Annotated in this window: 13 protein-coding genes; all 13 read right to left on the reverse strand. The window is 39.7% G+C overall.

Annotation, left to right across the window (positions count from 1 at the left end):
- Positions 1 to 104 precede the first annotated feature (104 nt).
- The 13 genes from ACQKIC_RS14870 to ACQKIC_RS14930 all read right to left on the reverse strand — a co-directional run bounded on the left by ACQKIC_RS14870 (position 105) and on the right by ACQKIC_RS14930 (position 14,208).
- Positions 105 to 1,898: an ATP-binding protein gene (locus tag ACQKIC_RS14870; RefSeq protein WP_402869876.1), complete on the reverse strand. Its 1,794-nt coding sequence runs from the start codon at positions 1,896 to 1,898 to the stop codon at positions 105 to 107.
- On the reverse strand, positions 1,895 to 2,611 hold the full coding sequence (locus ACQKIC_RS14875; protein ID WP_402956654.1) for a response regulator: 717 nt from the start codon (positions 2,609 to 2,611) through the stop codon (positions 1,895 to 1,897). The genes ACQKIC_RS14870 and ACQKIC_RS14875 overlap by 4 nt, the downstream gene beginning before the upstream one ends.
- A 283-nt stretch (positions 2,612 to 2,894) precedes the next feature.
- Complete coding sequence (gene ccsB / locus ACQKIC_RS14880) at positions 2,895 to 4,073, reverse strand: c-type cytochrome biogenesis protein CcsB (RefSeq protein ID WP_402869241.1); 1,179 nt, start codon at positions 4,071 to 4,073, stop codon at positions 2,895 to 2,897.
- Positions 4,066 to 5,712, reverse strand: a complete 1,647-nt coding sequence (gene resB / locus ACQKIC_RS14885) for a cytochrome c biogenesis protein ResB (RefSeq protein ID WP_427591731.1) — start codon at positions 5,710 to 5,712, stop codon at positions 4,066 to 4,068. The genes ccsB and resB overlap by 8 nt, the downstream gene beginning before the upstream one ends.
- Before the next feature lie 18 nt (positions 5,713 to 5,730).
- A complete protein-coding gene (gene resA / locus ACQKIC_RS14890; RefSeq protein WP_402956650.1) occupies positions 5,731 to 6,261 on the reverse strand; it encodes a thiol-disulfide oxidoreductase ResA in 531 nt (176 codons plus the stop codon).
- Positions 6,262 to 6,459: 198 nt separating this feature from the next.
- Positions 6,460 to 7,200, reverse strand: coding sequence for a pseudouridine synthase (locus tag ACQKIC_RS14895; RefSeq protein ID WP_402869246.1), 741 nt, complete (start codon positions 7,198 to 7,200; stop codon positions 6,460 to 6,462).
- A 277-nt stretch (positions 7,201 to 7,477) separates the two neighbouring features.
- Complete coding sequence (locus ACQKIC_RS14900) at positions 7,478 to 8,017, reverse strand: spore maturation protein (RefSeq protein WP_402956648.1); 540 nt, start codon at positions 8,015 to 8,017, stop codon at positions 7,478 to 7,480.
- 2 nt (positions 8,018 to 8,019) lie between these two features.
- Positions 8,020 to 8,613 (reverse strand): nucleoside recognition domain-containing protein, encoded by a 594-nt coding sequence (locus ACQKIC_RS14905; RefSeq protein WP_402869248.1) that lies wholly within the window; start codon positions 8,611 to 8,613, stop codon positions 8,020 to 8,022.
- Positions 8,606 to 9,766 carry a D-alanyl-D-alanine carboxypeptidase family protein gene (locus ACQKIC_RS14910; RefSeq protein ID WP_427591730.1) on the reverse strand — a complete coding sequence of 387 codons (1,161 nt, stop codon included), beginning with the start codon at positions 9,764 to 9,766 and terminating at the stop codon, positions 8,606 to 8,608. The genes ACQKIC_RS14905 and ACQKIC_RS14910 overlap by 8 nt, the downstream gene beginning before the upstream one ends.
- Positions 9,767 to 9,957: 191 nt before the next feature.
- Positions 9,958 to 11,607, reverse strand: a complete 1,650-nt coding sequence (locus ACQKIC_RS14915; RefSeq protein ID WP_427591729.1) for an FAD-dependent oxidoreductase — start codon at positions 11,605 to 11,607, stop codon at positions 9,958 to 9,960.
- A 132-nt stretch (positions 11,608 to 11,739) separates the two neighbouring features.
- Entirely contained in the window at positions 11,740 to 12,303 is a 564-nt protein-coding gene (gene ahpC / locus ACQKIC_RS14920; RefSeq protein WP_427591728.1) for an alkyl hydroperoxide reductase subunit C, read from the reverse strand.
- 426 nt (positions 12,304 to 12,729) lie between these two features.
- Positions 12,730 to 13,608: a superoxide dismutase gene (locus tag ACQKIC_RS14925; protein ID WP_427591727.1), complete on the reverse strand. Its 879-nt coding sequence runs from the start codon at positions 13,606 to 13,608 to the stop codon at positions 12,730 to 12,732.
- 111 nt (positions 13,609 to 13,719) lie between these two features.
- Positions 13,720 to 14,208, reverse strand: a complete 489-nt coding sequence (locus tag ACQKIC_RS14930; protein WP_402869256.1) for a YpuI family protein — start codon at positions 14,206 to 14,208, stop codon at positions 13,720 to 13,722.
- Positions 14,209 to 14,229 lie beyond the last annotated feature (21 nt).

Consider the following 14,229-nt stretch of genomic DNA (forward strand, 5'->3'; position numbering starts at 1 on the left):
ACTGCCCGCAAATAAAATATGGGCAAAGGCAATTAGGAGAATCCAATTGCCTTTGCCCACTCTGTTTCTCATGTATCAAGATTATTTGCCAAGCAATCTGACATTTATTCAGCATTTTCCAATATTCGAGGTAGAATAAAGCTGAATGTTGTTCCCTTTTCTGGTAAACTGTTCACCGAAATATATCCATCATGTGCATCAATGATATTTTTAACAATGGCCAGACCTAGGCCCGTACCAGACCGTCCACGGGTACGTGCTTTATCCGCTTTATAAAATCTCTCGAATACGAATGGTAAGTCTTCTTCCGGAATACCTGAACCAGAGTCCTTCACATCTATAATCAAGCCTCTGCGATCACTCATTTTTTGAATGACATCGATTTTTCCGCCTGCAGGAGTATGACGGATTGCATTATCAATTAAATTCGTCAATACCTGCTCAATTCTATCAGGGTCAAAATTCCAGTTGATCCCATCGTCTTGAAGATGCGTCGTAATCGTGATCCCTTTATCTCTAGCCAGTCCATAGAACTTACTTGTAATCCTCTTTAAATAGGGGGAGACGGAAACAAGGTCATAAGTAAGGTTCATTTTCCCTGATTCCAATCTGGCTAGATCCAATAAATCATTAACTAAACGTCCCATCCTCAACGATTCATCATAAATGATCTGAGCCATTTCCATTTTTTCAGCTTCACTGCCTGCTATATCATCTACAATGGCTTCACTATACCCTTGTAGCATCGATATCGGGGTCCTTAACTCATGGGACACATTGGCAATGAAGTCCGTCCTTAGTTTATCCATGCGACGTTCATCACTCATATCACGGATGATGGCGACAGCACCGCGGATATTATCTGCAGTTGAATATAAAGGACTGACAATCAGTCCCCAATTTCTACCCTGTAAAGTAATTTCTCCAACTTGTTCCTTATCATAGGACTCTGATTCGTCAAATAGATTCATGAGTACTGATGGTACATTCATATTGTCTTCCCGATTGTATCCTTTTTCAAAGTACCATGCTTGCAAGAACCGGTCAGCTGGAGGATTCGTCTCAAGGATAGTACCATCTTTATTAAAGGTAATAACCCCGTCTGCCATACTGCTGAGAATGCTTGCAAGGTGTTCCTTTTCTTGACTGAGGGCATTCATGTTGAATTTCAGCTGTTTTCTCATCTGATTAAATGCAATGGCCAACTCACCTATTTCATCCTGGGTGAGGATGGGAACCTTGGTATCAAATTTACCACGAGCTATGGCCAAGGCAGCTTCCCTCATTTTTACTAGTGGAGCATTGATTCTCGTAGATAAAAAGAAAGCGAAAATCGTTGTCAATATTATAGCGATCCCTGCAGCTAAGAGGATGAACTGCGTTGTGGATTTCGTTGTTTCTTCCATCGATTCCAATGACTGAATCAAGAAAACCTCATCCTGCTGACCATTTAATTCAAGAGGAACCCCCACTACAATTGCTGACAATGTATCTTCATCTGTCCCCTCAGTCGAAAGCATCATCTCTTTTTTTACAGTTTTTCTCTCTGTAAATACCTTTAATAATTCGGGATCATCTTTAATGAATTCAGGCGTTATCTTAAACCCATTCTCATCAACAGATGAAAAGACCATTTTATTGTCATTCAAGATGATTACTTTCGTTTCATCACCTATCAATTCAGAAGCTATTTGGAGAACTTCGTCTCCAGTGCCCCCATGTTCATTCGTGACCGTAATGATTTGCTGTGCCATTTTGGTTAAATCATTTTCGACATTCTCTATCTGAAAATTATCAAAGAATTCAACCAGAAGTACAGTCAAAACAATCAGAACAAAGGATACCAGCAAAAGAATCGTTGCCCAAAGCTTACCAACAACACTGCCCCATAGCATCAGTCGTTAATAACTTCGAACTTGTAACCCACGCCCCAAACAGTGACAATCATTTTGGCAGCATTTTCGGATATACGGTTTAACTTTTCACGCAAGCGTTTGACATGCGTGTCCACAGTTCGAAGGTCTCCAAAGAATTCATAATGCCACACTTCTTTTAGCAACTGCTCACGATCAAAAACTTTATCGGGGGATTTCGCCAAGAAATATAATAATTCATATTCTTTTGGCGTGAGAGATACTTCCTTGCCATCCGCGAGCACACGATGGGCATCATTATCAATCGTTAGGTGGGAAAATACGATTACATCTTTTGCTGATGCTTCGGTTTGCATGTAATTTGCATTGGAAGAACGGCGCAATAACGCCTTGACCCTTAATACAACCTCACGTGGACTGAAGGGTTTGACAATATAATCATCTGTCCCCACTTCGAATCCTTGGACTCTATTCACTTCTTCACCTTTAGCGGTAAGCATGATGATAGGTGTCGTTTTTTTCTCTCTCAACTCCCGACAGACTTCAATACCATCTTTACCAGGCATCATAATATCCAATAAGATTAAATCATAATCATTTTCTAGAGCTTTCACTAAAGCCTCATCACCATTTTCAGCTTCATCAATTATGTATTCTTCTCTTTCTAAATACATTTTTAGCAAGCGGCGGATTCTTTCTTCATCATCCACCACAAGAATTTTAATAGCATTATACATTTCGTAACCAGCCTCCTATCATTTATTTTACAAAATGAAAGCTTTAATGCCTAATATTATTTCTTAACAAATCCCGATAAACAGCCAATTCTATAGGCTCTTCCTTAACTTTTCACTATATTGTCACAATAATTACCACAAGTTATCTAAAAGCCCTCTAGGATTTATTTCCCTAGCAATAACGCTTTAATCATAAAAAAGGGATCGTTTGGTAGGAATATCGATAAAATTAACGACATTACTATCAAAAGACCCCCTTCATCTAATGATAAGGTTCCCTTAATTAGGCATATGAATGCAAACCAGCGATAACCAAATTCACAAATATCAAATTGAATATCATGATGGCAAAACCAATGACCGCAAGCCAGGCTGATTTTTCTCCCTGCCATCCCTTAGACATACGCAGATGTAAAAAGGCTGCATAAAACAACCAGGTGATAAGGGCCCATACTTCCTTCGGGTCCCATCCCCAGAATCGTGTCCAAGCAATCTGGGCCCAAATCATGGCAAAAATAAGTGCCCCGAGTGTGAAGACTGGAAATCCAATTAAAACGGAACGGTAACTGATTTCATCCAGCAAGTTCAAATTAACATTTTTAACAAGCGGTTTTATTAGAGCAGCGACTCTTTTCCGAGAAATCAACCTTATCAAGCCATACAGGACCAGTCCTGCACCAATCGACCATATGACTGTGTTCAATTTTTTCGCATTGATTATTGCAGGCATCTCCACCAATGGTTGGAATTGTCCCTTTTCAAGCATAACCCCTTCATGAGGACCAACCAATGCAGGAAGTGTATATTCCTGTTTGGCTGCCATATCTTTTTTATCAACCCAATCAAAACTAGCTTTATAATCCATCATGGAGAAAGTGGAGGATACTATTACAAGTGCAAGTGTACTGACTAACGTATACATGATGATTTCAAGAAAAAATGTCCGTTTACTTGCTTTTGTCTGTTCCACCGATTTAACCAGATAAATGATAGCGGCGATAAAGCTAATGGCAAGAATGGACTGCCCTGCCGCTGCAGTTGTTACATGGATATGTAGCCAATCACTCTGCAAGGCTGGTATGAGCGGCGATATTTCCGTCGGAAACAGACTTGCATACGCAATGATCAATAATGCAATGGGGAGGGCAAACAACCCAAGGACGGGCGTTTTATAAAGAAAGTAAATCAAGATAAATGCCCCTACCATCATCATGCCGAAAAATGTTGTAAATTCAAACAGGTTACTAACAGGTGCATGGCCCGCAGCAATCCATCTTGTAATAAAATAACCCACCTGCGCTGCAAATCCTAAAATGGTCAAGGTGATTCCTAATTTTGCCCAGTTATTTTGTTTTTTCTCCTCTGCTCCTTTTTTATCCTTTATCGAGCCTCCAAAAATAAAGGTCGCAATTAGATATAAAAAGAAGGCCGCATATAATAAATTACCGCTCAAATCAGCCATTTAAAACTTCCCCCTTATTAGAAGATTTCTCCTCTTCTAGTAAATCTGTTGGTTCACAAAGTGGTGTTGATTCAATCGCATTTTTTATATCTTTCTTAATGCCATGCCAGTTTTTATTGGTATGGCCGGCTATCAAAATCTCACTCTCATTTCTTTTAATCCATATACGGCGATGATTCCAATACGAACCTTGGATAACACCTATCATGAAGATAATTCCCCCGGTGAAAAGAATCCACAATGTAAGATCTTTCCTGACAGTCAAAGCTGTAACGTCTTTCGTTTCAACTCCAGCAAAAGCCAGTTTATATGTATTTTCTCCTAATGGTTCCACCGTCTCTTTTATAGCTACGAAACTCACTTCTCCATCTGGTTTATCTGGGGTCTTCATATTAAAGATAAATGCCGGATTATTCGGAACCTTTGATATCGTCGTCGGTTCTCCTTTTTCATCAAATTCGAAATCGGGGAAATAACTCATTAACTCGACAGAATACCCTTTATTCAATTCATACATCTTCTGCGGATTATTCAAATCCACCGTGATATTTCCAAATTTCTCTTCTGTCTCTTTATTGATAAGATTAAAAGACATGGTACTAAGCTCGTCCAATTTATAATCCACCTGATAATAAGCAAAGTGATCGTGTTTCAAGGGTTCATTCACTTTTATTTTAAAATCCTTAACTTTATCAAGTTCTGCTTTTTCACCTGGCAACGCTTCATTTTGACGCTCGAACAATGTCACATCTGCTTCATAAGTCTTAGCTATCGTACCAGTTTTATCAATGGCGGCACTGAATTGCTCGTCTTCTTCATTCTCTTTATCATAGACTTCCAGTGTGAATTCATTATTCTTAAGATAATACTCACCATTTGTACCAGGAATCTCTTTTGTCTCGCCTTCCCTTAGCCAAAGCACTTTATCAATATACATTCCAGGTACTGAGCGTAGTAAAGCCCCAATTAAAAAAATGATAAGTCCGATATGGTTGACGTAAGGGCCCCAACGTGAAAAACGGCTTTTTTCTGCAAGAATGTTCCCATTTTGCTCACGTATATGATAGCGCTGCTTTTTCAACCGCTCTTTTACTTCTTCCAAATCTACTCCCTGGCCATCAAGCTTCGTCACTCCCGATACCCTTTGTCGCTTCATGAAACCATCATGGCGAGTAATTCCTTGTTTCTTTAAAGACCGATATAATGGGAAAAAGCGGTCGATACTTGCAATCAGAAGGGATATGCCCAACATCGCTATAATGATTAGATACCACCATGAACTGTATAAATTATGAAATCCGAATTCATAATACAACTTCCCTAACGTTCCATACTCCGATTGGTAATGTTCGGCGGGTGTTACAGAAGAAGGGATATACATTTCCTGTGGAAATATTGTTCCGATTGCAGAAGCAACCAAGGCCAGGACTATAAGGGTAACCCCAACCTTAACGGAAGAGAAGAAATTCCAGACTTTATCAATGATCGTTTTGTTATAAGTCTGTGAACGTCTGGCACTTCCCTCATAGCGCATATCAATTAATTTTTTATCTTCTTTAACCAGGATACTCCCGCAAACTTCACAAATTTTTGTACCATATGGATTTACATGGCCACAATCGCATTTTACTTCTTTCATGTCAAAAACTCCCCAGTATTATGGTTTAATTCTCTCCATATGCTTTTGGATGCTCTCTTCTGTCAAGGCTCCGGTAATGATATCTATCACCTTTCCTTCTTTATCTATCAAGAAGGTGACCGGTAAAATATCAACGCGATACGCATTCTCCACTTCCCTGCCTTTATCAATCATGATTGGGAAGGTAAGATTATGTTTTGCAGCATAATTATTGACCGAATATTCAGATTCCCCGACATTGACTGCTAATATCTCAACACCCTGGTCCTTGTATGTTTGATATTGACTTTCCATATAAGGCATTTCGTATTCACAAGGCTTACAATATGTACCCCAAAAGTTCAGGAAAACACCCTGTCCTTTATAATCCGACAACTTATGTTCTTTGCCTGCCATGTCAGTCAAAACAAAATTAGGAGCTTCCTTTCCTTTTTGAAGACTGTCATTCTTATCTTTAGTGAAGTTCGTATAAAGGGCAAACACTAAAGCTGCACCTAATAACAGTAGAATGATGGTCCTGCTCACTAGGCGTCGCTTTTTTCTATCCATAGAAATCCTCCTAAGGCAGCTCTATATTTCACCATACCAATATAACATGTAACACGATGACCATATTTTGAAGATTCGTCGACACCTTTTTCGTATCATGAAAGAAAAGGAATTTACAGGCTGTTTTCCACCACCCCATTCAACCGCTTGGATGAATGGGGTAACGGTTTCAACCTGTTAATAAAGAGAAAAAAAGTATTACATTCTCCGCTGTTTAGGGTCAGTCGATGCCATCGTCCGCATTAATTTAACTTCATGGGGAGTTAACTCTCTTGAATCTCCCGCAGTCAGTCCATCTAATGTTAAGAAACCATATTGCTCCCGTTTTAATTTAATTACAGGATGGCCTATCGCTTCAAACATCCGACGGACCTGGCGGTTTCTCCCTTCATGGATAGTGATTTCTATAATGGCCGTTTCCTTTTTCTTATCAGTCGTCAGTACTCTGGTCTTAGCTGGAGCTGTTTTTCCATCTTCAAGCATGATTCCTTTTTCTAATTTCCTTAGGCTCTCACGTAAAGGAATGCCCTTCACTTTAGCTACATACACTTTGTCGACTTCATGTTTTGGATGCATGAGTGTATTCGCAAAATCCCCGTCATTCGTTAAAACCAATAAACCGGAAGTATCATAATCGAGACGACCTACAGGATAAATCCGTTCTTGGACGAATGGGAAGTAATCCGTTACGACTTTTCTATTTTTATCATCCGAAACAGCTGAAATGACTCCGCGTGGTTTGTAGAATACGAAATATACAGGTGGTTCTTTCTCGAGTGGGATTTCATTGACCTGTACTTTGTCATTAGGACCTACCTTCACACCTAATTCTTTCACTACTTTACCGTTCACTTTTACCTTGCCTTCTAATATTAGCTCTTCGGCCTTACGACGCGATGCTAATCCTGCATGTGCTATTACCTTTTGTAATCTTTCCATCTATCTTCACCTCATAGTATAATCATTCGTTTGTTATTGTCTGTACATACACAATCATACAATTATTACATATAGCGAGGCAAAAACAAAAGGTTTTTCGTGAATATGGCCGTTTCTTTTATTATTTCATCCATTTAGGATCTGTTATATAGGCTGGTTTCCATAATGAGTGTAACATAGCTTAATTTTCCATGGCAAAAAAATGTATCCTTTTCTTAAAATCGTAAAATATAGGATATCAATAAAAAAAGGAAATGGATACATCCATTTCCTCGGCTTACTTTGTACCAAAAACAAGCGTGACCACAACCACTGCTGCTATAACCCCGACTAAATCCGCCAATAAGCCAACCTTGAGTGCATCACCCATTTTTTTAATTCCCACTGCTCCGAAATATACAGTCAACACATACAGGGTCGTATCTGTACTTCCCTGGATCGTAGCCGCCAAGCGACCAACAAAGGAATCCGGACCATATATGGAAATCAAGTCACTCGTCATCCCTAATGCAGCCGTTCCCGATATAGGACGGATGATCGCCAGGGGGAAAACCTCAGCCGGGAAGTGAAGAAAGGCCAGAATCGGTTTTAATGCCTGTACGAAGGAATCAAGAGCCCCTGAGGCTCTAAATACCGAAATGGCGACGAGCATTCCCACCAAGAAAGGGATAAGGGAGAAAGACATACTGATTCCTTCCTTCCCCCCCTCTACGAAGGTCTCATAGGTGGGAACCTTCTTATACGTACCGTATAATAAAATCGAGAGAATCAAAAGTGGTATCAACCAAATCGAAATGGCGGTCATCCATTGTAGCATTCCTATTCCCTCCCATTCCGCTTTCTCCTGTAATAAAAGTATCGATCTATCGCTATTCCCCCTACCGCCGAAATGGCTGTAGCCACGATAGTTGGAAACACTATGTCAGTCGGGGAGACGGCATCGTAATTCATCCTTATAGCAATGACGGTCGTTGGGATCAATGTCACACTTGAAGTATTCACCGCTAAAAAGGTAACCATCGAACGGCTTACGGTCGCTTTATTACCATTTAATTTCTTTAACTGCTCCATGGCTTTAATCCCTAATGGGGTCGCTGCATTTCCCAATCCAAACGTATTCGCCATCATATTGGATAAAATATAGCCCATTGCAGGATGATTGGGAGGGACTTCAGGGAATAACCATTTCATTAAAGGCTTGAACAAAACGGATAGTTTTTCGAGCAGCCCCGATTCTTCCGCGATTTTCATTAACCCCAGCCAAAAAACCAGAATGCTCATCAAGCCTATCGAAAGGGTGACAGCTTCCTTGGCACTAACAAAAAGTGCTTCATTCACCTGATTCATGGTCCCATTAATCATGGCGAATACTATACCGATTACCGTCATTCCAACCCAGATATAATTAACCATTTCTATCTATTCCCAATACTGCTTCGAATAGAGCAGCCCACGAGGATTGAAAAGATTGCTGGTTGAAACTTTCTACAGTTTCACCATAAAAGATGGAACGCGAACCGACCTGTTTTCCATCCAGATAGATATAAGCCTTGCCCACTACTTCCGGAATATTTCGTTTATCTTCCCAACTCTTCTTCGGCTTCAGAAATTTCATTTTAACCTTTATTGAATTCCTTTCGTCCTTAGTAAGAGGATAGGAAAAATCATTTTTGAAATAAACATGCCCTCTATACGTTTTATTCTTTATGTCCTTTATGGCGCCTTCAGGAAGAATTTCAGTCAAACTGTAATTCTTGAAAGCAGATTCATACATATTGATGTGGTCATTCCAATCATCCGGCCCATTCAACGTGACAGCGATAAGATTATGATTATTTTTAGTCGCTGTAGTGACCAATGTCCGCTTTGCAAGTTTAGTATAGCCCGTTTTCCCGCCGGTACAATACTCATATAATTGCGTGAGTAGCCGATTCTTATTTTTCCATACATAATCCCAATTCTCGGTCGAGTTAGGGGCCCGATGTACTTTAGTGCCAGCTATCTTTGCATATGTCTTGTTTTGCATAGCATAACGGGTGAGTAAAGCCATATCATATGCCGTTGAATAATGATTCTTGGTATTATCCAATCCATGAGGGTTCGTAAAGTGGGAGTTCTTCATACCGATTTCTTCCGCTTTTTGATTCATCATCCAAATGAAACCATCAAGGCTCCCTCCCACCTTTTCGCTGATCGCAACAGCCGCGTCATTCCCCGAACGTAACATCAAGCCATAAACCAAATCTTCAAGCTTGATCTTTTCACCTTCTTTCAAATAAAGGGAAGACCCTTCAGTACCAAAAGCATTACTACTGATTGTTACGGTCTCATCCATTTCTCCCGATTCGATAGCTAAGATAGCAGTCATGATTTTCGTGATACTTGCAATTCGGTTCTTTTCGTGAGCATTCACTTCATAAATGACCCTTCCACTTTCTTCGTCCATTAAAATGGCACTATGGGCACTGACGGCTACGTTGGCTTGAACGCTCTGTAATGGTGTTAGAAAAGAAAACATGAGAATGACCATACACAATTTGGGTATTTCTTTATATAGAAAACGCATGAGTGCCCTCCCGTTTCTTTACTTGTTTTTGTACAAGTTTATGCAAATGGACAAGGGTTATGATTAAATAATCGAAGGTCTTTAAAGATAATAGGAAGGTTACAAGCATAATTCAATTAGGTTAAGGTACAAAAAAACGAAAAAAAACCGATGAACAGACATGTTATGTCCATCCATCGGTTTTTCATCTATTAAACTAATAAAGCAGCAATTTCATCGATCTTCTTCGCTCCGAACACTACTTCCTCATCATTGATGATCATAGCCGGAACACTCATAACTTTATACTTTTTCTTAATGTCTTGGAAATTACTGATGTCGACCATCTCAGCTTCCACATTAGGATTTTCAATGGCGATTCGTTGTGCTCCAACTACAACGTCAGGGCAGAAGTGGCACGCTAAAGATACCATGACTTTAATATTTGTCTTCTTGCTAATTGATTTGATTGAATCCCGAACAGCAGCATCCATCGCTTGACCCGGACCAGCAAGATTGTAGATAGCTAAAATGAAGGAGTTCAGTTCATGTCCGCCTGGTACACCGTGATATTTGACCCCACTGTATTCCCCATTCGAATTTAACAGGGAGACTACAGGGAATTTATCGGCATTCACTTTTTCTTCCATATCTTTATTTTCACCTTTATTATATAGCTCAAGATGAAGCTTGTCCCCTAATTCTGCAACATCTAATAAGAAGTCACGTAATTCTACCGATTTGGGTAGGCTTTCATCCACGATTGATACTAAGGTCACGTCATTCTCCATCTTATCGAAGATTCCTTTTAGTTGGCCTCTTAACGTATCGCTCAGTAAGGAGCTCTTACCTGCTGGTGCAGCAGCTTTTTTCTTTTCCTCTTTCTTTTCTTCCACTACCGGCTCATCTTTAATGCCTAAGCGGTCTTTTTCTTCTGCAACATATTTACCCGCATCCGTAGCGGCTATCGCTCCATCAGATACTGCTGTAATGATCTGACGCAAGGACTTCGGTCTCAAGTCACCTGCTGCGTAAACACCCTTTACATTTGTGTTCATATCATCGTCAGTTAGGATATAGCCAGCACGGTCCATTTCAATATGGCCTTGGAAAATGGCCGTTTGAGGTTGATAACCAATGAACACGAAAATGCCAAATGTACTGTCTTCTTCCTTCGCTTCATATTCCCACTCTTCTTTTGTTACGTTATTGATGAAGCGGGCACGTTGAATCATGCCGTCGCCATAAGCACCAAGAATCTCTGTATTGAATTTGACCTCGATTTTCTCATTGGCCATTACTTTATCGACAATGGAAGGGGCACATGAGAAGGCTGATTCGCGGGCGATAATGGTTACTTTTGTTGCAAAGCGAGTAAGGAAAATGGCTTCTTCAGCCGCTGCATATCCTGCTCCAATGACGAAAACTTCCAAGCCTTCAAAGAACTCTCCATCACAGGTTGAACAATACGCTACGCCTCGGCCAGTGAATTCTTCTTCTCCTGGAAACCCAAGTTTTCTTGGGGTGGCGCCCGTTGCAATGATTACAGCGCGTGCATGATAGTCCCCACTAAGCGTTTTTACGATTTTTACTTCCCCAGATAAATCTACGCCGGTTACATCTGATTTAGCGAACTCCACACCAAAATCTTCGTTTTGAAGTTTCATTTCCTCCACTAGCTTTGGACCTGAGATGTTGCGAATACCAGGATAGTTAGCTATTTCTGAAGTGGTGGCTGCTTGCCCACCGCCAGATCCTTTTTCAAGGATGATCGTTTTTAATTTTGCTCGACCTGCATAAACTCCCGCAGAAAGACCTGCTGGCCCTCCCCCGATAATCAATAAATCATATATTTTTTCCATAGTTGATCTCCTTGCTGTTTAAAAAATTTTATTTTTAAAGGACAAAAGGCACTTATTGAAGTAAGTGCCTTTTGTCAATCATAGCTGTTTTATATCAACTAGTTGATATATGTATAGGAAAATATCCTAAAATTAAAGTTTTCCTACTAGGTCAAAACTTGGCTCTAATGTATCTTCACCTGGAGTCCATTTAGCAGGGCAAACTTTATCTCCATGTTCTGCTACGAATTGTGCAGCTTGAACTTTTCTAATAAGTTCTTCAGCATTACGGCCGATTCCCATGTCATTCACTTCATATGATTTGATTTGGCCTTCTGGATTTACGATGAAAGTACCACGTAAAGCTACGCCATCTTCTTCGACTAATACTCCAAATTGACGAGATAGAGCTAGTGCTGGATCTGCTAGCATTGGGTATTGGATTTTACCGATTGTATCAGTAGCATCTGCCCATCCTTTATGGCTGAAATGAGAATCAGTTGAAACCGAGTAAACTTCACAACCGATTTCTTTGAATGTTTCATAGTTATCTTGAAGATCAGCTAATTCTGTTGGACATACGAATGAAAAGTCAGCTGGATAGAAGAAGAATACAGCCCATTTTCCTTTTACATCTTCTAGTGTAACTTCTTTGAACTCTCCTGCTTGGTATGCTTGAACTTTAAAATCTTCAACTTGTTTATTAATTAATGACATATTATTATTCCTCCAGAAAAAATATTTTTCGCTTCCTATTTATAATAATTATTATTTAGTAACTAGTCAATAAATATAACTTAATAATTATCATGTTCACCTTTTCGACACAACTTTATACTAATATACATAAAAACAAGTTATAATCCCTATGAATGGTCTATTTAACATACTCACATTATTATATCAAGAACTAAAATGATAAATACTAAAATTATTTCAGAAGAAAAATTACGTACTAATTCTTATAACAATAATTAACAATTGAGAATATTCACCTGAAGTATTCACCCCCTTTCGGCCCATGATTTCCTCTACCAGTCATTTATCCATACTTTCCATATCCCCGAAAATGATCTAAACGAAAAAGACGGAACCAATATGGCCCCATCCCTTCCTATCTTTTCTCGAGAACTCATTTACTATTCATTGTTGTTTCCAAATCAGCTTTTTTGCTTTATTGAACCGTAATGTGGTTTGCGGCCAATTTATGACGTTCCACCATTTTTTTACATAGGCTGCCCTATTGTTCTTATATTGAAGATAATAAGCATGTTCCCAGACATCCAGAACAAGGACAGGGATGGTATCCCATTGTGTCAAAATCATATGTCGCTCAGATTGAAGGATCTCTAACCTACGTGATCGGGGAACCCAGACCAAAATGGCCCAGCCAACGCCTTCCACCTGTTTGGCCGCTTCGCTGAAGTGACTTTTAAAAGCCTCGAAACTTCCAAAGTCTCTCTCAATCTGTTTAAGGAGATCTCCCTTCGGCTGACCTCCACCTCCGGGCATCATGCCTTCCCAAAATAATGTATGCAGATAATGTCCGGAACCATGGAATGCCGCCTCTCTTTCCCAATGTTTCAAAAGTGAAAAATCATTGGATTCTCTTGCCTTTTTCATCATTAACTCCGCTTTATTCAAACCATCCACATATGTTTGGTGATGCTTATCATGATGCAAGCGCATAATTTCTGCCGAAATGATTGGTTCAAGTGCATCGTATGAATATGGCAAGGGGGGAAGCGTATGTTTCCCGATACCTACAGATCCCTCTGTTTCGTTCTGAGATTGGAACCCATTTGCCCTTTCTTTGATTTCTCTATAAATCCTGTTTATTTCTTCTTCAATCTTTTGTAGTTCTTCATTATCTATATCTCCGGTTTCCAATGTCTTTGTCCATCGTGAAAGCTGTTCCATATTTGCTATCATTCGTCGGTCCTTAATATCAATACTCTCCATGTACCCCATCATTTGTTCGATCCATTCACTGACATCCGTCACATACTGTCTTATATCCAATAAGCACACCCTCCAAAAATCTCAAATAAGACATCAACCCATTTTATGCTCCAAATAAAAGAAAAGACCATTAACAAAAAAACAGCAAGGCTATTAGGCCCTGCTGTTTCCTTATCGAGATTGCAACATCTTAGTTCGATAATCGGTTTCGTAAAACTCCAATTCTTCACGCATGTTCTGGAATCCACTCTCTACGGTCTTAAGAATGGTGATGATACTATCCGGTACCGTTTGATGGAACTTGATGGAGTTTTTCCCTGTATAAGCTGAACGACTGTCTTCAAACCATCGGTCCGATTTTGGTGAAAAGTACTCTTCGATACATTGATGATACACTCTATAAAGCGTCTTTTCCGCAGCAGCTTTATTAAAAACCTCATTTTTAAGAACGATTTGACATGCTTCCAAACCCTCTTCACAACTTACAAGCATTCTTCTTAAACTAGAGAGAATTCCTTTATAATAGCTTTCTTCACCATTTTTTTCCTGTTGCAACTTAGAATAAGTCGTTTCATTCAGAAACTCCTCTAGCTGAGCCACTGTCGTTTCTAAAAAGCTTTTTACATCCTCAAGCTGTGATTTTACCAATGTATTCCCCAACCGTGAACCCTCCTCATAATG

It is taken from the genome of Peribacillus sp. NPDC046944, from assembly GCF_050272735.1.
Classification (GTDB): Bacteria; Bacillota; Bacilli; order Bacillales; family DSM-1321; genus Peribacillus.

What these genes read in the sequence shown, in the direction of transcription:
- ahpC (WP_427591728.1), bottom strand. Translation starts at nt 12,303, where the DNA reads ATGTCATTAATTAATAAACAAGTTGAAGATTTTAAAGTTCAAGCATAC.
- ccsB (WP_402869241.1), bottom strand. Translation starts at nt 4,073, where the DNA reads ATGGCTGATTTGAGCGGTAATTTATTATATGCGGCCTTCTTTTTATAT.
- ACQKIC_RS14900 (WP_402956648.1), bottom strand. Translation starts at nt 8,017, where the DNA reads ATGCTACAATGGATGACCGCCATTTCGATTTGGTTGATACCACTTTTG.
- ACQKIC_RS14895 (WP_402869246.1), bottom strand. Translation starts at nt 7,200, where the DNA reads ATGGAAAGATTACAAAAGGTAATAGCACATGCAGGATTAGCATCGCGT.
- ACQKIC_RS14875 (WP_402956654.1), bottom strand. Translation starts at nt 2,611, where the DNA reads ATGTATAATGCTATTAAAATTCTTGTGGTGGATGATGAAGAAAGAATC.
- ACQKIC_RS14910 (WP_427591730.1), bottom strand. Translation starts at nt 9,766, where the DNA reads ATGCGTTTTCTATATAAAGAAATACCCAAATTGTGTATGGTCATTCTC.
- resA (WP_402956650.1), bottom strand. Translation starts at nt 6,261, where the DNA reads ATGGATAGAAAAAAGCGACGCCTAGTGAGCAGGACCATCATTCTACTG.
- ACQKIC_RS14905 (WP_402869248.1), bottom strand. Translation starts at nt 8,613, where the DNA reads ATGGTTAATTATATCTGGGTTGGAATGACGGTAATCGGTATAGTATTC.
- resB (WP_427591731.1), bottom strand. Translation starts at nt 5,712, where the DNA reads ATGAAAGAAGTAAAATGCGATTGTGGCCATGTAAATCCATATGGTACA.
- ACQKIC_RS14915 (WP_427591729.1), bottom strand. Translation starts at nt 11,607, where the DNA reads ATGGAAAAAATATATGATTTATTGATTATCGGGGGAGGGCCAGCAGGT.